Origin of the sequence: Kitasatospora sp. NBC_01246, from assembly GCF_036226505.1 — a bacterium.
In the GTDB taxonomy this organism is placed as follows: Bacteria; Actinomycetota; Actinomycetes; order Streptomycetales; family Streptomycetaceae; genus Kitasatospora.
This window is the reverse complement of record NZ_CP108484.1, coordinates 809,516-832,633: the sequence shown is the minus strand read 5'-3', so window position 1 is coordinate 832,633 and position 23,118 is coordinate 809,516. Positions and strand designations below refer to the sequence as shown.

Here is a 23,118-nt window from a genome sequence, read left to right as displayed (position 1 = left end):
CCCCGCGTGGAATGCGTGGGCCCATGGATGCCACCGACACCCTCGCGACGAGCAGCGGGATCGCCCTGACCGTCAACGATCGGCCGCACACCCTCACGGTCGACCATCGCGCCACCCTCCTCGACGTGCTGCGCGACCGGCTCGGTCTGACCGGTGCGAAACAGGGCTGCGACCACGGCCAGTGCGGTGCCTGCACCGTGCTGCTGGACGGACGGCGGGTCAACAGCTGCCTGCTGCCGGCCGTCGCCCAGGACGGCCGCGCGGTCACCACCGTCGAGGGCCTGGCCGGCGCGGACGGCCCGCACCCGCTCCAGCGGGCGTTCCTCGAACAGGACGCCTTCCAGTGCGGCTTCTGCACGCCGGGCCAGCTCTGCTCGGCGGCCGGCGTCCTCGCGGAGACCGCCGGTGACCCCGCTCCGACCGACGAGGCGACGCTACGCGAACTGCTGAGCGGCAACATCTGCCGCTGCGGCGCCTACCCGGCCATCGTCCGGGCCGTCCGGCAGGCCCAGGCCGAGGGCCGGGGCGCGTCGGCCACCGGGGCCGGGGCGGGGAACGAGGAGGGTCCGGCATGAAGCCCCACGGCTACACCCGGCCCACCGAGGTGGCCGCCGCCGTCGCCCTGCTGGCCGGGCGTCCGGACGCGAAGGCCCTGGCCGGCGGCACCAATCTGGTCGACCTGATGAAGCTCGGCGTCGAACGGCCCGGGCTGCTCGTCGACATCGCCCGCCTACCGCTCGACCGCGTCGAGGAGACACCGCAGGGCGGCCTGCTGATCGGCGCCAACGTGCGCAACAGCGACCTCGCCGACCACCCGCTGGTCCGCGAGCGCCACCCGGTGGTGTCCCGGGCCGTCCTGGCCGGGGCCAGCGGCCAGCTCCGCAACGCCGCCACCACCGGCGGCAACCTGCTCCAGCGCACCCGCTGCCTCTACTTCCAGGACGTCTCCAAGCCGTGCAACAAGCGGCTGCCCGGCTCCGGCTGCCCGGCCCGCACCGGCGTCCACCGCGACCTCGGCGTCCTCGGCACCTCCGAGCACTGCGTGGCGACCCATCCCTCCGACCTCGCGGTGGCGCTCGTCGCCGTCGACGCCGTCCTGCACCTGACCGGCCCCGCCGGGGACCGGACCATGCCGCTGACCGCCTTCCACCGCCTGCCGGGCTCGACCCCGGACCGCGAGACCGAACTCGGGCCCGCCGAACTCGTCACCGCCGTCGAGCTGCCGCCGCCCCCGGCCGGGGCGCGCTCGGTGTACCGCAAGGTCCGCGAACGGGCCTCCTTCGCCTTCGCGACGTGCTCGCTCGCCGCCCTCCTGACCCTGCGCGACGGCCGGGTCGAGACCGTACGGCTCGCCTTCGGCGCCCTCGCCCCCCGGCCGTGGCGGGCCCTCACCGCGGAGGCCGCGCTGCTCGGCGAGCCGTTCACGGCGGCCGCCGTCGGAGCCGCCATGGACGCCGAACTGGCCGCCGCCCGCCCGCTGCCCGACAACGCATTCAAGGTGGCGCTGGCCCGTCGGCTCGCCGTCCGCGAACTCGGCCTGCTCGCCACCGGTCAGGAGCAGCGATGACCAGCGACCTCGCCCGACCGGAGGGCCTGGACAAGGTCACCGGAGCCGCCCGCTACGCCGGCGACCACCACCCCGAGGGGCTGCTCCACGCCTGGCCGGTCCCCACCACCGTCGCCCGCGGCGACATCACCGGCGTCGACACCGCCGCCGCCCTGGCGATCCCCGGGGTCGTCGCGGTGCTCAGCCACCGCGACGCACCCGTGCTCACCCTGCCCGCGGACGGCGACCCGACGCTGGCCGTGCTGCAGTCCCCCCGGGTCGCGCACCGCGGCGAGGTGGCCGCCCTGGTCGTCGCCGAAACCCCGCAGGACGCCCGGGCGGGGGCCGAGGCCGTCCGGATCGGCTACGCCGCCGAACCGCACGACGTCGTGCTCACCGACGACCACCCCGGCCTCTACACGCCCGAGAAGGCCAACGGCGGCTACCCCGCCGTCCGCACCCACGGCGACTTCGACCACGCCTACCAGCAGGCCGACGTCCGGATCGACCGCACCTACCGCATCGGCCCGCTGCACAACCACCCGATGGAGCCGCACACCGCCACCGCCCGGTGGGCCGACGGCCGGCTCACCGTGCACGACTCCAGCCAGGGGGGCAACAACGTCCAGGAGACCCTGGCCGCACTGTTCGGGGTGGCGCCGCAGGACGTCCTGGTGATCAGCGAGCATGTCGGCGGCGGCTTCGGCAGCAAGGGCACCACCAGGCCGCACGTCGTCCTGGCGGCGATGGCCGCCCTGCACGTCGGCCGTCCCGTCCGGCTCGCCCTGCCCCGGGCCCAGCTGCCCGCCCTCACCGGCCACCGCTCGCCCACGGTGCACCGGTTGCGCCTGGGAGCCGACGACGGCGGCCGGCTCGCCGCCCTGGCGCACGAGGTGGTCACCCGTTCCTCGACGGTGCGCGAGTTCGTCGAGCAGGCCGCCGTGCCGGCCCGCGTGATGTACGCGGCGCCGCACAGCAGGACGTCGCACCGGGTGGTCCGCCAGGACGTGCCCACCCCCTCCTGGATGCGGGCCCCGGGCGAGACGCCGGGCATGTTCGCCCTGGAATGCGCGATGGACGAGCTCGCCGAGGCCTGCGGGCTGGACCCGGTCGACCTGCGCCTGCGCAACGAACCGGCCGTGGAGCCGGACTCCGGCCGCCCGTTCAGCAGCCGCCACCTGGTGGAGTGCCTGCGGGAGGGTGCGCGCCGGTTCGACTGGGCGGGCGAGCGCGCCCGGGGGCCCCGTCGCGAGGGGGCCTGGCTGCTCGGCTGCGGCGTCGCCGCCTCGACGTACCCCGTGCTGGTGTCGCCCTCCACCGCCGAGGCCGTCGCCCTCCCGGACGGCACCTTCCTGGTGCGCACCAACGCCACCGACATCGGCACCGGCGCCCGGGCGGCCCTCACCGGGATCGCGGCCGAGGCGCTCGGTGTGCCGGCGGACCGGGTCGGCGTCGCGATCGGCCGGACCGACCTGCCCCGGGCTCCGCTCGCCGGAGGGTCGTCGGGCACCGCGTCCTGGGGCTGGGCGGTCCACGAGGCGTGCACCGGGCTGCGCCGCACGCTGGCCGAACGGGGCACCGCGCCGCTGCCCGCCGAGGGGCTGCGCCACCTGGCGGACACCACGGGGGCGGTCAAGGCCGGTCGCGAGTACGCCCGGCACGCCTTCGGCGCCCAGTTCGTCCGGGTCGCGGTCGACGCCGACACCGGAGAGGTGCGGCTGCGCCGGCTGCTCGGGGTCTTCGCGGCCGGGCGGATCCTGAACGAGCGGACCGCCCGGTCGCAGCTGGTGGGCGGGATGATCATGGGTGTCTCGATGGCGCTCCTCGAACACAGCACGATGGACCGGGAGTTCGGAGACCACGCCGAACGCGACCTGGCCGCGTACCACGTGGCCGCGAACGCCGACATCCCGTCCGTGGAGGCCCACTGGATCGAGGAGGAGGACGCGCACCTGAACCCCATGGGCTCCAAGGGGATCGGCGAGATCGGCATCGTCGGCACCGCCGCGGCCGTCGCCAACGCCGTCCACCACGCCACCGGGGTCCGGGTGCGGGACCTCCCGGTGCGCCCGGAGCTCCTGCTGGACGCGCTGCCGGGCTGATCGGCGCCGGCACAGCACCGCGCCCGCCCTCCGACGGACCGGAGGGCGGGCGCGGTGGTACCGGTGGCGGCCTCAGTGGCCGGCGAGTTCGCCGCTCAGGCTGCGGTGGATCTCGGCGCTGGGCCGGTTGAGGCCGGTGATCTCGACGGACTTGCCGCGCTGCGCGTACCTGGCCTCGACCGCGTCGAGGGCGGCCACCGAGGAGGCGTCCCAGATGTGCGCCCGGCTCAGATCGATGACCACCCGGTCCGGATCACCCGCGTAGTCGAAGCGGGCGACGAGGTCGTTGCTGGAGGCGAAGAAGAGCTCCCCGGTGACCGAGTAGATCACCTGGCCGCCGTCCGGGTCGGTGACGGCGGTGAGGTCGGCGCGGTGGGCGACGCGCTTGGCGAAGATCACCATGGCGGTGATCGAGCCGGCGACGACGCCGACGGCGAGGTTGGAGGTGGCGACGACCAGGGCGACGGTGATCACCATGACGGCGATCTCGCCGGCCGGCATCCGCCGCAGGGTCTTCGGCGCGACGGAGTGCCAGTCGAAGGTCGCGAAGCAGACCATCACCATCACGGCGACCAGCGCGGCCATCGGGATGCGGGAGACGACCGGGCCGAAGACGATGCACAGCACCATCAGGAAGGCACCGGCCAGGAAGGTGGAGAGCCTGGTCCGGGCGCCGGACACCTTCACGTTGATCATGGTCTGCCCGATCATCGCGCAGCCGCCCATGCCCCCGAAGAAGCCGGTGACGATGTTGGCGACGCCCTGGCCGACCGACTCCCGGGTCTTGTCGGAGCGGGTGTCGGTGATGTCGTCGACGAGCCTGGCGGTCATCAGCGACTCCATCAGCCCCACCAGCGCCATCGCGAGGGCGTACGGAGCGACGACCGCCAGGGTGTGCGGGGTGAACGGCACGTCCGGCAGCCCGGGCACCGGCAGCGAGGACGGCAGGCCGCCCTTGTCGCCGACGGTCGGTACCGCGAGGCCGGCCGCCACGGTGACCACGGTGAGGACGGTGATCGAGACCAGCGGCGCGGGGACGACGGTGGTGGCCTTCGGGAAGAACACCATCAGCGCCAGGCCGGCCGCGATCAGCGGATAGACCGGCCACGGCACGTCCGTCATCTCGGGGACCTGGGCCATGAAGACCAGGATCGCCAGCGCGTTGACGAAGCCGACCATCACCGAGCGGGGCACGTACCGGATCAGCTTCGCCACCCCGAGCGCGCCCAGCACGATCTGGAAGACGCCGGCCAGGATCACCGCCGCGACCAGGTAGCCGAAGCCGTGTTCGCGGTTCAGCGGCCCGATCACCAGCGCGACGGCGCCGGTCGCGGCCGAGATCATCGCGCGGCGCCCGCCGACGATCGCGATCGTCACCGCCATGGTGAAGGACGCGAACAGGCCGATCTTGGGGGGTACGCCGGCGATGACCGAGAACGAGATCGCCTCGGGGACGAGCGCGAGCGCGACCACCAGGCCGGCCAGTACCTCGGTGCGCCAGACCTTCGGGTCGGTCAGCCAGTCGGGGCGGGCGGCGCGCAGGCGTGCGGCAGCGGTGGGCGGGGGAGTCTGCAAGACGGCGTGGACCTGTCGTGCTCGGGCGCGACCGGCGGGTGCGCGGGGGACGGACGGGGTGCGGAAGGCCGCGGCCGCGTCCCACGCGTCGCCCGGGGGCGGGTGCTCCGCTGGCCCGGGGCTCCGACGCGTGAGTGCGGTGGCCCCGTGGGGGCGGCCGGGCGGTTCAGGCGTGGAAGCTCACGGCGGGCAGGCGGTGGCGCCGGGTACCCGGGGCTCGCACACGCTTCTTCTCCTGCCGGCGGATCCTCGCGGGGGCGTCATCGGCCCCGGTACGACGGTCGGCCCGCGCGCCTCGCGCAGGCCGTGGGACGGCGAACGGCCGCCCCGTGCCGGTGACTCTACCCGAACGCGGCCGCCCGCCCGGTGGCCGTGCGGTGCCCTCGGCGGTGCTCTCGGCGGCGCCGCTCAGGCCGGTCGCCGGATCTCCTGCCGAGTGGCGCCGAAGCCGGTCTCGTGGTCCCAGACGTGGGTGCAGGTGGGGCACTGGAGGTGGAGCACGCTGCCGGTGTTGGAGAGCAGGTAGCGCCAGTGCTCGCGGCAGTTGCGCCGCTCCGCGCAGCCGGCGCACCCGCGGGCGTCGTCGCAGCCCGACAGGCCGCCCAGGCCCGCCGCCCGACATCGGCCTGCGGGTCGATCGGCAGCGGTCCCGGACGCAGGCGTCGCAGCAGGGCGGCCGGGTGGGTGGTGTCGGGGCGGTTGCGGAACATGGACGTTCAACTTAGGTAAGGCTTGCCTACCTGTCAAGCGTGGCGCTCTGCCGGGGCCGGCGTGCCGCCCGGGGCGGCCCGGGCGGAGCCGTGGACCCGGCCGAGGTCGTCCAGCAGCCCGGTGAGCCAGAGCGTGACGTCCACGGTGTGCAGTGAGACCGGGTCCTCGGGCGTTCGGGTGGCCGTGACGCGGTCCTCGTGCAGGGCCGCGAGGGCCTCGGCCAGCGCCCGGTCCGCCGCGGCGAACCCGGCCGGGTCGAGCAGCGCCGCGCCCTCGCGGCGGAATGCCGCGGCGACCTGCTCGGCGCGGCCGACCAGGGCCGCCCCGCCGTGCGGGCCGGAGGCCGCGGTGCCCGGCGGGATCCGGGCGAGCAGCGGCTCGGCCCCGCGCACCGTGTGCTGCCCGGTCAGCACGGCGGCCTGCCAGTTCGGGCCCTCCCCGGCCGGCTGGTGGCGCTCGCTGCGGTACTGGGCGTACAGCGCCTCGGTGAGCAGCGTGCTGTGCCGGGCCCGCTGCAGCGCGCCCCTGGCCGGGCCCGACCCGGTGACCACGGCGACGGTCTCGGACAGCGCGGCGGCGCTGCGGTCCAGCAGCTCGGCGGTACGCCGCCGCAGGTCGTGACCGCCGCCGCGCGGCCAGGCGCAGAGCCCGGCGAGGATGCCGATCGTGGCACCGGTCGCCACGTCGACCAGCCGGGCCTCGGCCAGCCGCCACCCGGCCGGGGCGAGCTGGGTGAAGACCATGGCGACCACGACGGTGAACGTCCCCTGCGCCCAGGCCAGCCCGAGCCCCGGGCTGAAGGCGAACGCGAACAGCATCGCGGGCGGCAGCGCGGCGGCGTAGAAGACGGGGTGCTCGCCGACCGCGATCAGCAGCAGCGCCGTCACGACGGCGCCGCCGGCGGTGCCGGCCAGGGCGGGGCGCAGCGTGATCCGGGTGTCGGCCGCGCTGGTGCGCATCAGGGTGAGGGTCGCCAGCAGGACCCAGAACCCGTGGGTGAGATCGAGGGCGCCGACCACCAGACGGGCCGCGCCGAGGGCGCCGGCGGTGCGCAGGGCGTTGCGGAAGTACACCGAGCGAGGGGTCAGGTTGCCGCGGATCCGGCGCCACCAGAGCATCGGCGTCGGCTCGTAGGCGTACCAGAACGGGCCGGGGCGCTGGTCGGGCGGGGTGCTGTCGGGCGGCGGCGGTGCCCGGCGGCTGGTGCGGGTGGCGAGGGTGAGGAAGCGGGCGCCCTCGGCGGCGCTCAGGGCGAGGGTGCCGAGCGCCAGCCGGGCGACGGTGGGGCCGGTGGGGCCGTCCGACGCGTCGGTACCGCCGGCCGGTGAGGTGCGGTCGGCGTCGAAGGCGGCGATCCGCGTCTCGACCGGCGCGGCGGACGGGACCGGACCGTCCGGCCGAACCCCCGCCGCGGCCGCGCGCAGCGCACCGGCGGTGGTCGCCACCAGGGCGGCCGCCTCGGGGTAGGGCCCGCCGGTGGCGCCCAGCCGGCGGATCCGCAGCAGCTCGGCTCCGATGAACTGCAGCGTGGTCGCGCAGTGGGTGAGCGCGCGGTCGGCGGCCCCCGGGCCGGCGGGCCGTTCCATCAGCGGGATCCGGGAGAACCGCAGGTCGTCGAGGAGGGCCCGGGCGCGGTCCGCCGCGGTGGCATCGTCCGGCACGGCGCCGGTGGCGGTCGGCGGCGGCCCGCCGCAGTGCGCGGCGGCACGGTCGGCCAGCCCGGCCAGCGCCAGGGCGGCGCTCCGCACGCGGTCGCGGTAGTCCCTCGGCGGCGGCTCCGGCCACAGCAGCCGCTCCGCGGCGGCGAGCAGCAGCAGGCCCGCGGTCACGCCGGCCAGCCGCTGCGGCAGGGTGTCCGGGGCGTAGGGCGGGAAGCACGGCAGGATGTAGAAGAGCTGGAGCCCGGTGGTGAGCCCGACCAGCCGCGGTCCGCCCACCGAGGCGAAGGACACCGCGAAGCCCACGCCCACCATGCCCAGCGCCGCCGTCCAGGCGTGCACGGCCAGCGCGGTGCCCAGGCAGACCAGCGCCCAGGCGAAGGGCAGGGTCAGCAGCAGCGTCCGACCCCGGGCGCGCGCGCCGCCCTCCACCCGGGCCAGTACGCCGACCGCGATCGCCCCGAACAGGGCGTAGGTGGCCGTCACCGGCTGGTCGAAGCCGTAGCGGAAGACGTAGAAGCCCGTGCACGCGGCGGCGGTGACCCGGACCGCGCGGTGCGCCACCGGGGGATCGGGGCGGGGCAGGAGCGGGGACGCCGCCCGGTGGGGCAACCGCATCGCACCTCGCTCCGCCGGTGGGTCGGGACCGGGCCGCCCTCCCCCGGGGCACCTCGTGCGGGAGCGGGCCCGACGGCAGGTCCACCGGCCGCCCGGCGGCGCCGTTACCCCTCCACCCTAGGGCGACCGGCCCGGGCACGCAGGGCCGGGAACGCAGGGGCGCCGCGCCGCCTCGCGGGGCCCTCGTCGCGGACCGCACCCCGGATCGTGCCGGGCGTGGCGTGATCGACGGCTTGGCGGGAGGCATGGCAGCGCGCCGTGGTGCTCACGTCCACCGGGAGGCGCCCGTGCGGTCCGGTTAACCTCGCGAAACAGGCGCTGTGACGAGGCGGTAATGCGCTCTTCCTAGGGTCACGATCGTGGGACCTTCCCACCGCGTGATCCCTGGGGAGGGAGTCTCGGTGACGATGCCGGCTTCGAAGGCGGACAGCGTACGGACGGTCTGCTCGTACTGCGGCGTCGGCTGCGGCGTCGTGCTCGACATCGGCCGGGACGCCGCCACCGGCAGGCGCACCGTCGCCAAGGTGTCGGGGGACAAGAGCCACCCGACGAACGCCGGGCGGCTCTGCACCAAGGGCGCGACCAGTGCCGAGATGATGGCCGCCTCCGGGCGGGCCGCCACCGCGCTGATCCGCGCCGGGCGCGGCGCCGAACCCGTCCCGGTGGACGTCGACGAGGCGATCACGGCGGTGGCCGGGCGGCTGCGCGCGATCCTGGACGAGCACGGCCCCGACGCGCTCGCCCTCTACGTCTCCGGGCAGATGTCCCTGGAGGCGCAGTACCTGGCGAACAAGCTCGCCAAGGGGTTCGTGCGGACCAGCCGGATCGAGTCCAACTCCCGCCTTTGCATGGCCTCCGCGGGCTCCGGCTACAAGCTCTCGCTGGGCGCGGACGGGCCGCCCGGCTCCTACCGGGACTTCGACCACGCGGACGCGTTCCTCGTCATCGGCGCCAACATGGCCGACTGCCACCCGATCCTGTTCCTGCGGATGATGGACCGGGTCAAGGCGGCCGGGGCGAAGCTGATCGTCGTCGACCCGCGGCGCACCGCCACCGCCGCGAAGGCCGACCTCTTCCTGCAGATCAGGCCGGGCACCGACCTCGCCCTGCTGAACGGACTGCTGCACCTGCTGGTCGAGAACGGGCACACCGACGAGGCGTTCGTCGCGGAGTTCACCGAGGGTTGGGAGGAGATGCCCGACTTCCTGGCGGACTACCCGCCCGCGAAGGTCGCCGAGATCACCGGGATACCCGAGGCGGACATCCGGCAGGCCGCGCGGTGGATCGGCGAGGCGGGGGAGTGGATGAGCTGCTGGACGATGGGCCTCAACCAGTCCACCCACGGCACCTGGAACACCAACGCCCTGATCAACCTGCACCTCGCCACCGGTGCGATCTGCCGCCCGGGCTCCGGTCCGTTCTCGCTCACCGGCCAGCCCAACGCGATGGGCGGCCGCGAGATGGGGTACATGGGCCCAGGCCTGCCCGGCCAGCGCTCCGTCCTGGTGGCGCAGGAGCGGGCCTTCGTCGAGGAGCTCTGGGGTGTCGAGGCCGGCACGCTGCGGACCGAGGCCGGGCGCGGCACGGTGGAGATGTTCGAGCGGATGGCCGCCGGCGAGATCAAGGCCTGCTGGATCATCTGCACCAACCCGGTCGCCTCGGTCGCCAACCGCAAGACCGTCATCGCCGCCCTGGAGGCCGCCGAACTGGTCATCACCCAGGACGTGTTCACGGAGACCGAGACCAACGCCTACGCCGACGTGCTGCTGCCCGCCACGCTCTGGGCCGAGTCCGACGGCGTCATGATCAACTCGGAGCGGAACCTCACCCTGGTCGAGGGCGTGGTCGACCCGCCCGGGCAGGCCCTGCCCGACTGGCAGCTGATCGCCCGGGTCGCCTGCGAGCTGGGCTACGCCGACGCCTTCGGCTACACGAGCGCCGAGGAGGTCTTCGAGGAGCTCAAGCGGGCCTGGAACCCGGCGACCGGCTGGGACCTGCGCGGCGTCAGCTACCCGCGGCTGCGCGGGACGCCCGTCCAGTGGCCGGCGCCCGCCGCGGACGGCCCCGACCGCAACCCGATCCGGTACCTCAACGACGGCGTCAGCCAGACCCTGCTGGAGCGCGCCGACGGGAGCAGACCCCGACTCGCGTTCCCCACCCCCACCGGCCGCGCCCGGTTCTTCGGCCGCCCGCACCTGCCCGCCGCCGAACTCCCGGACGACGACTACCCGTTCGTCCTCAGCACCGGCCGCCTCCAGCACCAGTGGCACACCCTCACCAAGACCGGCAAGGTGGCCAAGCTCAACAAGCTCGACCCCGGCCCGTTCGTCGAGCTCCACCCCGACGACGCCGCCGCGATCGGCGCCGGGCAGGGCGACCACATCGAGGTCGCCTCCCGCCGCGGCCGCGCCGTGCTGCCCGCCGTCGTCACCGACCGGGTCCGCCCCGGGAACTGCTTCGCGCCGTTCCACTGGAACGACCTCTTCGGCGAGTACCTCGGCATCAACGCCGTCACCAACGACGCCGTCGACCCGGTCTCCTTCCAGCCCGAGTTCAAGGCCTGCGCCGTGGCGCTGCGCGTGGTGCCCGCCCCGACCCCCGAGGAGACCGCGCCCGTGCCGGTGACCGCCGACCCGAGTGCGGGGACGGGGCAGCCGCCCCTCGCCGTGCGGCCCGTGCCGGCGGTGCCCGGGGGCGCGTCCGAAGCCGTCTCCGCCCTGACCGCGCTCTTCGGCCTCGCCGACCTCGCCCCGCCGGTGCTCGCCGAACCGGAGCGCCGCTACCTGTCCGGATACCTCTCCGGGTACGTCGCGGCCGCCGCCACGGCGCCGTCCGGGGCCGTTCCGGTGCTCCCGGCGGGAGCACCGTTCGCCCCGGCGACGGCGCTCTGGGTGGACGGGGTGCTGGCGGGCATGTTCTCCCGGGGCGCCCCCGGCGCGCCCGGGCCGGCTGTCCCGGCCGCGCCGGGGGCGGCCGGCGCCGAGCCCGCCGCGCCGGCCCGGGAACTGCTCGTCCTGTGGGCCTCGCAGACCGGCAACGCCGAGGAGTTCGCCGCCGCCGCCGCGGCCCGCCTGGCCGGGGCGGGCCGCGCCCCGACCCTGCTCGCGATGGCCGACACCACCCCCCGGCGGCTCACCGCCGGTACCGACGTGCTCGTCGTCACCAGCACCTTCGGCGACGGGGAGGCGCCCGACAACGGCGCCGACTTCTGGCAGGGCCTCACCGCCCCGGACGCCCCGCGCCTGGAGGGCGTGCGCTACGCCGTCCTGGCGTTCGGCGACTCCAGCTACGACGACTTCTGCGGTCACGGCCGCCGGCTGGACGAGCGCTTCGCCGAGCTGGGCGCGACCCGCCTGCACGCGCGCACCGACTGCGAGGCCGACGACGACGGGCCCGCCGGGCAGTGGCTCGACCAGGTGACCGGCACGCTCGTGGCGCCGGTGGAGCGGGCGCCGGCGCCCGCTGTTCCCGCCGTGCCCGTGCCCGTGTCCGCCGCGCCCACCACCCCGGCCGCCACACCGGGCGGCTTCACCCGAGCGGCCCCCTTCCCGACCCTGCTGGTCGGCAACCGTCTGCTCAGCCTGCCCGGATCGCAGAAGGAGGTGCGGCAGTTCGCCTTCGACACCCGCGGCGGCGAACTCGCCTACGAGGCCGGCGACGCCCTCGGCGTGTGGCCGGCCAACGGCGCCGGACTGGTCGCCGAATGGCTCGCCCTGACGGGCCTGGACCCCGAGGAGCACGTCCGGCTGGCCGACGGCGACGACCTCCCGCTGGGGGAGGCCCTGCGGACCCGCCTCGACATCGCCCGCCTCACCCCGGACCTGCTCGGGTTCGTCGCCGACCGCACCGGCGACCGCGTCCTGAAGCGGCTGCTGCGCCCCGACAACAAGGGCGAGCTGGCCAAGTGGAGCTGGGGCCGGCAGGCCGCCGACGTGGTCGGCGCCTTCCCCCTGCGCGCCACCGCAGCCGAGTGGGTCGGAGTGCTCAAGCGGCTCCAGCCCCGCCTGTACTCGATCTCCTCCAGCCCCCTGGCCCACCCCGGCGAGGTCCGGCTCACGGTGTCCGTCGTCCGCTACACCAACGACCTCGGCCGCGACCGCGGCGGCGTCTGCTCCACCTACCTCGCCGACTGCGCCGACGACGGCCCGGTGCCGGTGTTCGTGCAGCGCTCCCCGCAGTTCCGCCCGCCCACCGGCCCGACCACTCCGATGATCATGGTGGGCCCCGGGACCGGGGTCGCGCCGTTCATCGGATTCCTGGAGGACCGGCAGGCCCGCGGCCACACCGGCCCCAACTGGCTCTTCTTCGGCGAGCAGCGCGAAGCCACCGACTTCTACTACCGGGAGGACCTGGCGGCCTTCCGCGAGGCCGGCCACCTGGACCGCCTGGACGTGGCCTTCTCGCGCGACCAGCGCAACAAGGTCTACGTCCAGGACCGGATGCGCGAGCACGGCCCGCGCCTGTGGCGCTGGCTCCAGGACGGCGCGCACTTCTACGTGTGCGGCGACGCGGGCCGGATGGCCAAGGACGTCGACCTGGCGCTGCGCGAGATCGTCGCCGCCCACGGCGGCCTGGACGAGGAGGCCGCCGCCGCGTACGTCCGGCAGCTGGCGAGCGACAAGCGCTACGTCCGGGACGTCTACTGAGCGGTGGCCGACGCCGCCCGGGGCGGGGCCGGTATGCCCGGGGCAGCGACGGCCCGGTCGGGCTGCCCGGCTTGCTCTTGCGACGCCACGATGAGTTGAGCGGACGCCCGCCGTCGCGGGGTGTGGCAGCCGGGGGCACCTTCCTCGGCGGCGGCACCCAGCCGTTCTCCGAGCCGCAGCCGCCCATCCGGCGGCTGATCGACCTGAGCCGGGTCGGCCGGGAGCCGCTACGGGTGACCGCCGGGGGAGACCTGGAGATCGCGGCCACCTGAACGAAGGACAACTCAACGATCCGCCCAGGTCGTTGAAGGGCAACCTGGGCCGCTGCACCGGCTACCGGGCGATCGAGGACTCGGTTCGCGGCGTCAAGCACGGGGAGGAGCCCTGCGCCTTCCGCCGCTACCGGCTGCCCGGCTACGCCGACGTACTGCGCACCGCCGTGCACCTCGCCGAGACCTCCGACTCGATCGGCCCGCTCGGTGCCCAGTCGATGAGCGAGAGCCCCTTCGACCCCGTGCCGCCGGCCTTCCCCAACGCGCTGCGCGACGCCACCGGCATCCGCTTCACCGAGGCACCGTTCCTGACCAGTGGGGGTGGGCCGTCGCCCGCCGTCGGGGCCGCCGCCGCCCGGGCCGTCCCCCACGCGGCGCCGTCCGGCGTGCGGGGCGGCCGCCGACCCCCGAGAGTCGGCAGGAAGGCGACCCGACCGGCGGACCGGCCCGGGGCGCGGCGGCACGGCGGGAGGAGCGGGATGGGCGCGAGCAGGCCGGCGCCCGGAGCGCCCACCCGGCACCCCCCGGCCGCCCTCCTCACCACCACCTGCCTGGTGCTCGCCCTCGCCGCGGCCGCGGTCGTCACCTGGACGTCCCTCGGCGACGAGGCCGACGACCGGCCCCTCCTCCCGCTGCTGCTCGGCAGCTGGCCCGCCACCGCGACCCGGGTCGGCCTGGTGCTCACCGCCGTCGCCGCGGTGGCCGTGATCGGCACCCTGGTCGCCCGCCACCCGCCCCCGGACCTGCCCGCCCCGGACGCCGTCGCCCCGGTCGTGGCCGCCACCCTGCTGATCAGCGCCGAACAGCGGGGCCACCCCGTGGACGCCGTGGTCGGCCTCGCCGGCACCGCCCTGGTGCTGCTCGACGTGCTGCCGCGCGGCCCGAACCGCCGGGCCGGGTTCGCGCTCGGCCTGGCGATCGCGTTCCACCCCGTCCTGGCCCTCTTCGCCGTCGCCCTCCCGCGCCGGCGCGCCGTCCCCGCGTCCGCCGCCCTGACCGCCCTCGCGGTGGCCGCCCTGGTGCAGGGCACCGTTCTGATCGCCGACCCGGACCGCGCCGCCCGCTTCTGGCGCCGCTTCGACGCCCCGGCCGTCACCGGTGACCCGTCCGACCAGACCGCCCTCGGCGTGCTGCTCCGGCTCGGCCTGCACGGCCCGGCGCTGCTGGTCGGGTGGCTGGCGGTCACCGTCACCGCCGTGCTGCTCGCCGTCCGCCGCTCCGGCGGCTACGCGCGGGACGGCCAGCCGCTGCTGGCGGTCGGCGTGCTCGGCTGCGCCACCCTGGTCGCCGCCCCGGTGGCCGGGCCGGGCCACCTCGGGTGGCTGCTGCTCGCCGCCACCGGTCGGCTCGGCCGTCGGCCCGAGTCCCGCGCGCTGTGGCCGGTGATCGCGGTCACCGTCGCGCTGCTGCCCAGCACGCTGCTCGACCCGGAGATCGAACCGGTCAGCGGCCTGCTGCTGCGCAAGGCCCCCACCCTGGTCTCCCTCGCCGCGGCCGCCGCCCTGCCGTTCCTGGCCCGCGACGACCTGCTCTGGCACCTGCGCCGCGCCCCCGGCCCGCCCCTGCGGCGGCGTCCCGCGCTGCCCTGGATCCCCCTGCTGCCGGCTCCGCTACGGCCGGTCTCCCGCCCGAACCCGGTGCTGGAGCTGCTCTTCGTCCAGGTCGGCTACGGCGTCTACTCCTACATCCGCAACGTCGCGCCCGAGCGCGTCGCCACCGCCACCGGCCACGCCCGCAGCGTCTTCCGGCTGGAACAGCTGCTGCACGTGGACATCGAGCCGGTCGTCAACGCCTGGGCCCTGCAGACCGGTGACTGGCTGCTGGACGCGGCCCAGGGGTACTACAAGGTGCTGCACTTCGTGGTGCCGCTCGGCGTGCTGGTCTGGCTCTACGTCTGGCACCCGGACCGCTACCGCACGGCCCGGACCGTCCTGTTCGCCGCGACCGGCCTGGCGCTGGTCGGCTTCTGGGGCTACCCGCTCGCCCCGCCCCGGCTCGTCCCGGGGCTCAACCTGCGGGAGGACCCGTCCGGCATCCCCGGCGAGGCCCCGCTCGGCGTGCTCACCTCGCTCTCCAACCAGTACGCGGCGATGCCGTCGCTGCACATCGCCTGGTCCTGCTGGTGTGCCCTGGTCGTCATCACCACCGTCGGCCACCGCCGGCTGGCACCCCTGGCGGCGGTCTACCCGCTGCTCACCTTCCTCGTGGTGGTGGCCACCGCCAACCACTGGGTGCTGGACGCCGTCGGCGGCGTCGCCGTCCTGCTCGCCGGCGCCCTCACCCAGTACGCCCTCACCGCCCGACTCCTCACCGACCCCGCCCCGGCGCCCCCGCCCGCCGTCCTGACCCGGGAGGGCGCGTAGCGGGACGGGGCCCCCGGCGGCTCCGCCGAACGTCCTGCCGACGTGCGGCGGAGCCGCCCAACCGGCTTCTGTCACGGCCTGGTTCGAGCACGACCGCTCCCGTAGGATCGGCGGCCATGGTCGACCTCTACGCTCCCACCCACCCGTACAGCCACGGCTTCCTCGACACCGGGGACGGCAACCGGATCTACTACGAGGAGCTCGGCAACCCCGAAGGCAAGCCCGCCCTCTCCGTCCACGGCGGCCCGGGGGCGGGTGCCCCGCGCCGGCCGACGCGGGCCTGGGACCCGGAGCGCTACCGGCTCATCCGCTTCGACCAGCGCAACTGCGGCCGCAGCACCCCGCACGCGAGCGACCCGGCGGCGGACATGCGCCTGAACACCACCCGGCACCTCATCGACGACATCGAGCGACTGCGCGAACACCTCGGTGTCGAACGGTGGTTGCTGAGCGGCGCGTCCTGGGGATCCACGCTCGCGCTGGCCTACGCGCAGCGACACCCGGAGCGGGTCACCGGGATCGTCATCCAGGCGGTGACGATGACCCGCCCCGCCGAGACCGACTGGCTCTACCGGGGCGCCGGGCGGTTCCAGCCCGAGGCCTGGGACCGGTTCCGCGACGGCGTCCCGGAGGGCGAGCGGGACGGCGACCTGCTCGCGGCCTACGCCCGGCTGATGGAGAACCCCGACCGGGCCGTCCGCGCGAAGGCCGCCGCCGACTGGCTCGCCTGGGAGGACGCCGTCGTCTCGAACGAGCCCAACGGCATCCCGGGGATGTACAGCGACCGCGAGGTCGACGAGCAGATCGCCTTCGTACGGATCTGCGCCCACTACTTCAGCAACGGTGCCTGGCTGGAGGAGGACCAACTGCTGCGCGACGCCCACCGGCTGGCCGGGATCCCGGGGGTGCTGGTGCACGGCCGGCACGACATGGGGAGCCCGGTGGAGACGGCGTGGGCGCTGGCGAAGGTGTGGCCGGACGCGCGGCTCCACATCTTCGAGGACTCCGGGCACGTCGGGAGCGAGGCGATGGCCGAGGCCTCTCGGGCGGCCATCGAGGAGTTCAAGGACCGGTGACCCGCGCGGGGCCCGAGCACCCGGCCGCCAGGTGGTCGCCGAGGGCCGGCAGGTCCCCCGGCGACCACGTGGGGGCCGGTCCGGCCCGCGCGCGGATCAGGAGGGCCGGCCCCCCGCGTACGCCAGCGGTGGGGCGATCGCCTGGGCGTCCGCGCCCTCGCCGACCCACAGACCGATCAGGAACGCTGCCGTCGCCTCCAGCAGGCCCGCCCGGTCGAGGCCGCCCCCGTCGACCGGTGCGCAGCCGAGGTCGCGGACGAGGCCCCGTACGGTCTCCAGGGCCGACGCGTCGTCACCGCAGAGCGGCACCGCGAGCGGGCGTCCGTCGAAGACCGGCGGCGTCCTGCGCCACACGCTCTCGTGGCAGAGGTTGAACGCCTTGACCACGGAGGCGCCGGGCGCCGCGGCCGCGATGCGCTCGGCGGCCGAGGGGCCGCCCCGGGTTTCGAGGACGAAGCCCGGGGCCACCGGGTTGGTGCAGTCGATCAGTGCCCTGCCCCGCAGAGCGCCGGCCAGACCGGACACCACGCCGACCGCCGCCGCGTACGGCACGGCCAGCAGCACCGCGTCCCGGCCGTGCTCGGCCGCCTCCCGCGCGGTCCCCGCCCGCGCGCCGATCCGGTCGGCGAGGGCGCCGGCGCGGTCCGCGTCCCGCCCGCCCACCAGCACCTCGTGGCCGACCCGCGCCCACTGCTCACCCAGCGCCCGCGCCATCGTTCCGGTGCCGACGATCCCGATCCTCATCATGCTCAACCCCTCTGTCGTGACCCGTCCTTCAGAATCGGGACGACACTACGAAACCGCTGGGGCACCATCTGGTAAGTGACCACCGACCACGGCTTCCTCGCCGACTGCCGAGCCCGGCTCGCCTTCGATCTGCTCGCCAACACCTGGAACGCCGTCGTGGTATGGGCGCTGCGCGACGGTCCCGCACGGCCCGGCGAACTGCGCGAGCGGATCGGCGGCATCAGCCCCAAGGTCCTCACGGAGACGCTGCGCCGGCTCCAGTTCAACGGTCTGGTGGAGCGCCGCGCGTACGCCGGGTCGCCGCCGCACGTGGAGTACACCCTCACCGGGCTGGGGCGGACGCTGCTGGAGCCGGTCGAGGCGTTCGGCGCCTGGGCCTTCGAGCACGGCGAGGACGTGATGGCGGCCCGGGAGCGGGCGGAGGCGGCCGAGGACGGCCACGGCTGAGTCGGCCGCTCCGGTGCGGGCGGTCAGCGCCCCCGGCCGGCCCCGAGGGCGAAGCGGCGCGCGGCCGGGCGGCCCTCGACCAGGTCCGCGGCGAGGGCGCCGAGCACCGACGCGAACTTGAACCCGTGCCCGGAGAACCCGGCCAGGACCGTCACCGGGCCCCGCCGGTCGACCACGAAGTCGTGGTCCGGGGTGGTGGTGTACAGGCAGGTGGTGGCGGTCGGCGCGGTGTGGTCGACGCCCGGCAGCCAGCGCCGCGCGTACTCCCGCACCCGCTCCACCGCGCGCGGGTCGGGGTCGCCCGCGCGGTGGTCCGGGTCGACGACCGGGCCGACGCCGTGGAAGCCGACCTTGACGCCGTCGACGCTCCCGAGGCCGTACACGCCGACGTCCGAGACCAGTTGCGCCCCGCCGTGGTGGATGAAGCTCGGCCAGTCCAGCGGTGCGGCGGCCGGGAAGTGCACCGGCCGCTCCTCGGTCACCCGCATCGGCGGCAGCCCGGGCACGAGCCCCGACAGCAGGCCCGGCGCCCACCCGCCGACCGCCACCACGACCTGCTCGGCGAGGATCACCTCCTCCTCGGTGGTCACCAGCTCGACGCCTGCGCCGCCGTTGCCCCCGCCGCCGCTCCCGTCGCCGTTCCCGCCGCCGCGTACGGCGATCCGGGCGATCCGGACGCCGTGCCGGACCTCGGCCCCGTGCGCCGCGGCCGCCCGCTGGAACGCCGCCACCGCGTGGTCGGCGTGCAGCCGCCCGGCCTCGGGGTGGAACAGCGCGGAGGTGTCGGCCCGCAATCCCGGCCACCGCTCGGCCACCCGCGCCGGGTCGAGCAGCTCGGCGGGCCGCCCGGCGGTGGCCAGCGCGGCGTGCAGGGCCGAGGTCGCGGCGGCCGGGCCGTGGTCCACCGCCCCGGTGAGCTCCAGGAGGGCGGTGCCCGTCTCCTCCTCCAGCCGCCGCCACAGCGGCAGCGCCCGCACGGCGAGGGCGACGTACTCGGGCTCCGGGTAAGCCAGCCGGAAGATCCGTGAACTGCCGTGCGAGCTGCCGCGGTCGTGCCCCGGGGCGAACCGCTCCAGGAGCGTCACCCGCCGGCCCCGCGCCGCCAGGTGCCAGGCCGCCGACGACCCCATGACCCCGCCACCGACGACTACGACCTCACCGGTCATGCCCACTCCGTACGTTGTCGCCACGGTCCGCCTCCCGGCCGCGCCGCGCCCGGCCGTTGACAGCGGAGACTACCGGAGGGCCGACGGCCCGGGTGGAGGGGGCGACGGTGCCGGTCGCCATCGCGGGAGAGCCGCGGCGGAGCGGTGGGCCGGCACCTGGCGGGCACTCAGGGGGTGCCCGCCCTGGCCGAGTTCGGTATTCGCACCCGGCCCGGTGGTGTCCTGACGGAACCGGGAAGTTGTCCGAAGAACCGGTGGAGGTCCCACGGCGCGCCATGTTGGATTGTCCGGCTACGAGGAATCGGCCGAGGGCCGACCGAGCGGCGGACAGCCCGGATCGTCCGCCTACACGGGAGGGGGCAAGAGGTGGGTAGTGCTGGACGCCCGCAGGGGCGCCTGAAGGGGGAGACCGAACAGGCGGACGCCCTGGCACGGTTCGTGCGGGAGGTGACCTCGGGGGTGACCCTCCGCAGGCTCGCCCAGCGCTACCCCGCCGGTCGGACGAGCTGGAGCGCGTACCGCTCCGCGGAGAAGGACATCCCGTGGCACCTGCTCCAACGGCTGGTCCACGACCAGGTGGAGGACCCGCGGACCCGGGCGGCGCTGCTGGCGCGGGCCGCCCAGCTGCACGAGCAGGCGACCCGGGCGGCCGAGGGGCTCCAGCCGCCCGCGGCCCGGCGGTCGGCCGCGCAGCAGGCGCTGGACCGGGCCCAGGACGCGCAGCGGCAGGCCGAGGAGGGCATGGCGGAGGCGGAGGACCTGATCCGTGTGCTGGTCGCGATCGTGGCCGAGCTGCGGAGTGAGCTGGCCGGTGGTGCAGATGGTGTCGAGGGTATCGGTGGTACCGGCGGTACCGACGCCCCGGAAGGTGCCACGACCGACCCGGTGGCAGCGCCGCTCCGACAGGTCCGGCAGGTCCGGCTGCGGGAGGCGACCTGGTGTCTGGCCGAGGTACGGCGCATCAGGGAGAGCGCCCGTGAGGCGCGGCACACGGCCGGCCGGGAGCAGGAGGCCGTCGGGCTCCTGGTCGACCGGGAACGGTCACGGGTCGGGGCGGAGCCGGTGAGCGACGGGGTGGAAGCGCACCTACCGGTGCTGCGGCGGCTGGAGGCCGACCTCGTGGGGGTGCGGGAGGCGCTGGCCGGCCAGTACCGGGAGGTGACCGGGATGGCTCTCGTCCCGGCCGGGCCCCGGATCGTCCGGGGGGAGCTGGTCCGGGTCGTGGACCACGGCCGGAGCGGCCCGACCGGCCCGACCCGCGAGGTCGCGATCGGTGCGACCGTCCTCGGCCCGCCGCGCGGCGGGCCCACGGGTGCGCGATGGCGCCGTAAGGCCGGGGCGGGGGCGGCCGTCGGGGCGGCGGGGGCGGTGCTGGCCGCGATCCTGGTGCTGGCCGGGGTGTTGGTGGGCGTCCGCCTGGGCGCGGCGGCGCACGGACCCTTCGACGCCGTCCCGCAGGCGGCCGGAGCCTGGGGCAGGCCGGGCTCCGGCGCCCCCTCACCGGCGGCCGGGAGCCCCTCGGCACCGGCTCCGAGTACGGGGCCGGTCTCGTCGACCCCCTCCGCTCCTGCCACCCCGAGCAGTGCGCCCGACCGGTCCGGCGGGACGCCGACCGCACCGCCGGTGCCGCCGCCGTCCGCTCCGGTGGCGTCCGAACCGGCCGGGACGGCCGCTCGGAGTACGGGAGCCGGCCCGCCGCCGGATCCCGCCGTTCCCGCCGTCCCCTCGGGCGAGGCCACGCCCGCCGGTACGCCCCCGGCGCCCGCCAGCTCCACACCGACGGCGGAGGTCCCGGCACCGGGCCGGCTCGGCGGCGCCCCGGTGGTTCCGCCGACGGGATCGGTGGAGATCAGGAACGGGAACAGCCAGCAGTGCATCGCCACGCCCGGAGGCACCCGGGAGGACGGCCGGGAGGTCCAGCAGTACCCCTGCGGGGACTTCCCCGACCACTTCTGGGAGGCGCAGAAGGCCTACACGGACCCGGACGGCGACACCTACTACCGGATCGTCAGCTACAACAGTGCCCTCTGTCTGTCCGTCCGGAACTCCAGTACCCGGGCCACCGCCGAGGTGGTGCAGTCGGAGTGCCGGAGCAGCCCGGGGCAGTCCTGGAAGATCGAGAAGTGGCCGCGCGGCATGCGGTTCGTCAACGACAACAGCCACCAGTGCCTCGCCGTCACCTACCGCAGTACCGCTCCGCAGGCACCGCTGATGCAGTACCCGTGCGGCGACTACCCCGACCACTACTGGGACTACGGCCCGCGCCGGTAGCCCCGGTCCGGCCCCGTCGGCGACCCGGCCCGCGCCGGTGGCCCCGGTCCGGGCCCCGTCGGCGACCCGGCCCGCGCCGGTGGCCCCGGTCCGGGCCCCGTCGGCGACCCGGCCCGCGCCGGTGGCCCCGGTCCGGGCCTAGCGCGTCGGAACCAGTCCGAGGAGCTCGCCCAGCCGCTGGATCGTGGCGGGAGCCTCGCGGTGCAGACCGGCGACGTCCATGCCCTCGTCGCCCAGGATCATCAGCAGCGCCTGCTCACCGATCGCCAGCACCACGACGTAGCCGCCGTCGCAGCGGGTGACCACGTCGCGCAGGCCGCCCAGGCCGACCTCGGCGGCGGTGCGCCGGCCGAGGCCGAGCATGGCGGCGGACAGGGCGGAGGCCGACTCGGGATGGACGGCGGCCGTGTCGGCGGCCACGAGCAGGCCGTCGGCGGTCGAGACGACGCTCTCGGAGATGCCCACGACCCGGTCACGGAGGGACTTCAACTCGTCGACGAGTGCTGCGGATGACGTCTGGCTGCTCATGGTGCGCTCTTCTCGGTCTCTTCGGTCTTCTCGGTCCGCTCGGCGCGGTGAACGTTCGATGGCTGGCCGGAGACGGCAGCCGGGCCCTCGGGCCGGGTGGGCAGGCGGGGGAGCCCGCCGGCTGCGGTCGGTCCGTCCGGGGCCTGCGGGCCGCGCCGCGCGGGGACCCGGCGGGGCAGCGGCCCGGTCGTGGCCGGCGGCGGGCCGGTGTGCGGCGCGCGCGGCGCCACGCTCGGCACCGCGGCGGGCGGGACCACCGGCTCGCGGTGGAGCAGCTGCCGGGCGTCCATCCGGGCGAGGTCGAGCAGCACGGCGAAAAGTCCGCGCCCGAGTGCGAACCCGATGTCGCGCGCGGTGCGCCGGCCGGTGGCGGCGACCAGGATCTCCCGGTAGCGGTCCGGGATCCGCGGTGCCGTCGACCCGGCCGGGGTGGCCGGGCGGATCCGGCTGCGAGCGAGCTGTCCGGGCGGCCCCCAGAGGCGGGTCAACAGGGCCACCCGTTGGCCGGTTTCCTCGAACAGCCGCTGCGGCTCGATGCCGGGGCGCAGCGCGATCCTGGCGGGGGCGGCCGCTTCGGCGACCTCCCAACTGCCGGGCGGGCTCAGGACCAGGGCGAAGGCGCCGTCGAAGGCGGCGGCCGCGCAGACCATTTCGAGTTCGGCGGCACCGATCGACCCCTGGGCCACCAGTGCCGCGCCGAGCTCGCCGCCCTGGAGGCCGGGGACGCCTTGGGCGTTGGCGGTGGCGGCCGTCTCGGCGGCGGACCAGTCCGCCTCGCCGACGCGCCGTGACTTCAGCAGCAGGGTCTCGACGGTCGGGGCCCCGGGCGTCTCGATCGCGGTGACCAGCCCCCGCTCCAGGTGGATGGTGCCGCCCGGCGCGCTGGAGACGGTGACCGAGCCGGTGAACTCGCCCTGGCGCAGCGTCAGCAGGAGGGCGGGCACGTTGCGTGCGGCGGGAGACACGAGTGGGGACGCGGGCGCGGCCGGGTCGTGGAGACGGCCCGTCATGCCAGCAGGCCCTTTGCCCGGTCGGCGCTCTGGCGGATCGCCAGGGCGAGGTTGGTCTGCCTGCGGTCCAGCACGGTGGCCAGCAGCAGCGGGTCGCCCTGCCGGGGGACCACCTGGACGACGTGGTGGTGGCGGGTGCTGGTGACCACCAGGCTCTCCAACTCGCCCTCCGCCCCGGCTTCGCACAGCCGTTCGCCGATCAGGTTGGCCAGCTCGGCGAGTTCGGCTCCGGTCCCGAGCAGTCGGTGCTCCCCGGCGGACCGATAGGTGAGGCCCGTGACGGCGTCGACGAGCGCGGCGCCGACCACTCCGGGGGAGTCGAGCACATCGGAGAGGGAAGCTTCGAGCGCGTGCACCAGTACCCCTTCGCTTTCTGAACCGC

16 protein-coding genes and 1 pseudogene are annotated in these 23,118 nt (G+C 75.8%); 9 read left to right on the top strand and 8 right to left on the bottom strand.

Features of this window, described 5'->3' with window-relative positions; translation table 11 throughout:
• Positions 1 to 23: 23 nt before the first annotated feature.
• The 3 genes from OG618_RS03775 to OG618_RS03765 are packed head-to-tail and all read left to right on the top strand — an operon-like array spanning position 24 to position 3,648.
• Positions 24 to 575, top strand: a complete 552-nt coding sequence (locus OG618_RS03775; protein ID WP_329485705.1) for a (2Fe-2S)-binding protein — start codon at positions 24 to 26, stop codon at positions 573 to 575.
• Complete coding sequence (locus OG618_RS03770; RefSeq protein ID WP_329485704.1) at positions 572 to 1,567, top strand: FAD binding domain-containing protein; 996 nt, start codon at positions 572 to 574, stop codon at positions 1,565 to 1,567. The genes OG618_RS03775 and OG618_RS03770 overlap by 4 nt, the downstream gene beginning before the upstream one ends.
• Positions 1,564 to 3,648, top strand: a complete 2,085-nt coding sequence (locus tag OG618_RS03765) for a xanthine dehydrogenase family protein molybdopterin-binding subunit (RefSeq protein WP_329485703.1) — start codon at positions 1,564 to 1,566, stop codon at positions 3,646 to 3,648. The genes OG618_RS03770 and OG618_RS03765 overlap by 4 nt, the downstream gene beginning before the upstream one ends.
• A gap of 72 nt (positions 3,649 to 3,720) precedes the next feature.
• Here OG618_RS03765 and OG618_RS03760 read toward each other — a convergent pair whose 3' ends face one another.
• From OG618_RS03760 to OG618_RS03750, 3 genes and pseudogenes are all read right to left on the bottom strand, one after another.
• On the bottom strand, positions 3,721 to 5,223 hold the full coding sequence (locus OG618_RS03760) for a SulP family inorganic anion transporter (RefSeq protein WP_329485702.1): 1,503 nt from the start codon (positions 5,221 to 5,223) through the stop codon (positions 3,721 to 3,723).
• A 408-nt stretch (positions 5,224 to 5,631) separates the two neighbouring features.
• Positions 5,632 to 5,867, bottom strand: a pseudogene (locus OG618_RS03755) (hypothetical protein).
• 99 nt (positions 5,868 to 5,966) lie between these two features.
• A complete protein-coding gene (locus tag OG618_RS03750; RefSeq protein WP_329485701.1) occupies positions 5,967 to 8,210 on the bottom strand; it encodes an FUSC family protein in 2,244 nt (747 codons plus the stop codon).
• Positions 8,211 to 8,617: 407 nt separating this feature from the next.
• On the opposite strand from OG618_RS03750, the gene OG618_RS03745 reads away from it, so the two are divergent.
• The 4 genes from OG618_RS03745 (at position 8,618) to pip (ending at position 16,567) form a co-directional block, all read left to right on the top strand.
• Positions 8,618 to 12,856: a molybdopterin-dependent oxidoreductase gene (locus OG618_RS03745; RefSeq protein WP_329485700.1), complete on the top strand. Its 4,239-nt coding sequence runs from the start codon at positions 8,618 to 8,620 to the stop codon at positions 12,854 to 12,856.
• A gap of 122 nt (positions 12,857 to 12,978) precedes the next feature.
• Entirely contained in the window at positions 12,979 to 13,128 is a 150-nt protein-coding gene (locus OG618_RS03740) for a hypothetical protein (protein ID WP_329485699.1), read from the top strand.
• Positions 13,129 to 13,160: 32 nt separating this feature from the next.
• Positions 13,161 to 15,491: a phosphatase PAP2 family protein gene (locus OG618_RS03735; RefSeq protein WP_329485698.1), complete on the top strand. Its 2,331-nt coding sequence runs from the start codon at positions 13,161 to 13,163 to the stop codon at positions 15,489 to 15,491.
• A 116-nt stretch (positions 15,492 to 15,607) separates the two neighbouring features.
• Entirely contained in the window at positions 15,608 to 16,567 is a 960-nt protein-coding gene (gene pip / locus OG618_RS03730; RefSeq protein WP_329485697.1) for a prolyl aminopeptidase, read from the top strand.
• A 96-nt stretch (positions 16,568 to 16,663) separates the two neighbouring features.
• On the opposite strand, the gene OG618_RS03725 is transcribed toward pip, so the two are convergent.
• Complete coding sequence (locus tag OG618_RS03725; RefSeq protein ID WP_329491998.1) at positions 16,664 to 17,311, bottom strand: NADPH-dependent F420 reductase; 648 nt, start codon at positions 17,309 to 17,311, stop codon at positions 16,664 to 16,666.
• A 78-nt stretch (positions 17,312 to 17,389) separates the two neighbouring features.
• Here OG618_RS03725 and OG618_RS03720 point away from each other — a divergent pair, with 78 nt between their 5' ends.
• Entirely contained in the window at positions 17,390 to 17,761 is a 372-nt protein-coding gene (locus OG618_RS03720; protein ID WP_329485696.1) for a winged helix-turn-helix transcriptional regulator, read from the top strand.
• A gap of 23 nt (positions 17,762 to 17,784) precedes the next feature.
• Here OG618_RS03720 and OG618_RS03715 read toward each other — a convergent pair whose 3' ends face one another.
• The gene (locus OG618_RS03715) at positions 17,785 to 18,927 is read right to left on the bottom strand and encodes an FAD-dependent oxidoreductase (RefSeq protein WP_329485695.1); all 1,143 of its coding nucleotides are present in this window, start codon (positions 18,925 to 18,927) and stop codon (positions 17,785 to 17,787) included.
• A gap of 459 nt (positions 18,928 to 19,386) precedes the next feature.
• On the opposite strand from OG618_RS03715, the gene OG618_RS03710 reads away from it, so the two are divergent.
• The gene (locus OG618_RS03710; RefSeq protein ID WP_329485694.1) at positions 19,387 to 21,198 is read left to right on the top strand and encodes an RICIN domain-containing protein; all 1,812 of its coding nucleotides are present in this window, start codon (positions 19,387 to 19,389) and stop codon (positions 21,196 to 21,198) included.
• A gap of 138 nt (positions 21,199 to 21,336) precedes the next feature.
• On the opposite strand, the gene OG618_RS03705 is transcribed toward OG618_RS03710, so the two are convergent.
• Genes OG618_RS03705 through OG618_RS03695 form a run of 3 tightly spaced genes read right to left on the bottom strand, consistent with a single transcriptional unit; the run spans position 21,337 to position 23,092 of the window.
• Entirely contained in the window at positions 21,337 to 21,726 is a 390-nt protein-coding gene (locus OG618_RS03705) for a roadblock/LC7 domain-containing protein (RefSeq protein ID WP_329485693.1), read from the bottom strand.
• The gene (locus OG618_RS03700) at positions 21,723 to 22,736 is read right to left on the bottom strand and encodes a hypothetical protein (protein WP_329485692.1); all 1,014 of its coding nucleotides are present in this window, start codon (positions 22,734 to 22,736) and stop codon (positions 21,723 to 21,725) included. The genes OG618_RS03705 and OG618_RS03700 overlap by 4 nt, the downstream gene beginning before the upstream one ends.
• A complete protein-coding gene (locus tag OG618_RS03695) occupies positions 22,733 to 23,092 on the bottom strand; it encodes a hypothetical protein (protein ID WP_329485691.1) in 360 nt (119 codons plus the stop codon). The genes OG618_RS03700 and OG618_RS03695 overlap by 4 nt, the downstream gene beginning before the upstream one ends.
• Between the last annotated feature and the right edge of the window lie 26 nt (positions 23,093 to 23,118).

Bases quoted from the DNA above. Each gene is read 5' to 3' on its own strand.
- OG618_RS03775 (WP_329485705.1), top strand. From the start codon at position 24: ATGGATGCCACCGACACCCTCGCGACGAGCAGCGGGATCGCCCTGACC.
- OG618_RS03770 (WP_329485704.1), top strand. From the start codon at position 572: ATGAAGCCCCACGGCTACACCCGGCCCACCGAGGTGGCCGCCGCCGTC.
- OG618_RS03765 (WP_329485703.1), top strand. From the start codon at position 1,564: ATGACCAGCGACCTCGCCCGACCGGAGGGCCTGGACAAGGTCACCGGA.
- OG618_RS03750 (WP_329485701.1), bottom strand. From the start codon at position 8,210: ATGCGGTTGCCCCACCGGGCGGCGTCCCCGCTCCTGCCCCGCCCCGAT.
- OG618_RS03745 (WP_329485700.1), top strand. From the start codon at position 8,618: ATGCCGGCTTCGAAGGCGGACAGCGTACGGACGGTCTGCTCGTACTGC.
- pip (WP_329485697.1), top strand. From the start codon at position 15,608: ATGGTCGACCTCTACGCTCCCACCCACCCGTACAGCCACGGCTTCCTC.
- OG618_RS03725 (WP_329491998.1), bottom strand. From the start codon at position 17,311: ATGAGGATCGGGATCGTCGGCACCGGAACGATGGCGCGGGCGCTGGGT.
- OG618_RS03715 (WP_329485695.1), bottom strand. From the start codon at position 18,927: ATGACCGGTGAGGTCGTAGTCGTCGGTGGCGGGGTCATGGGGTCGTCG.
- OG618_RS03705 (WP_329485693.1), bottom strand. From the start codon at position 21,726: ATGAGCAGCCAGACGTCATCCGCAGCACTCGTCGACGAGTTGAAGTCC.
- OG618_RS03700 (WP_329485692.1), bottom strand. From the start codon at position 22,736: ATGACGGGCCGTCTCCACGACCCGGCCGCGCCCGCGTCCCCACTCGTG.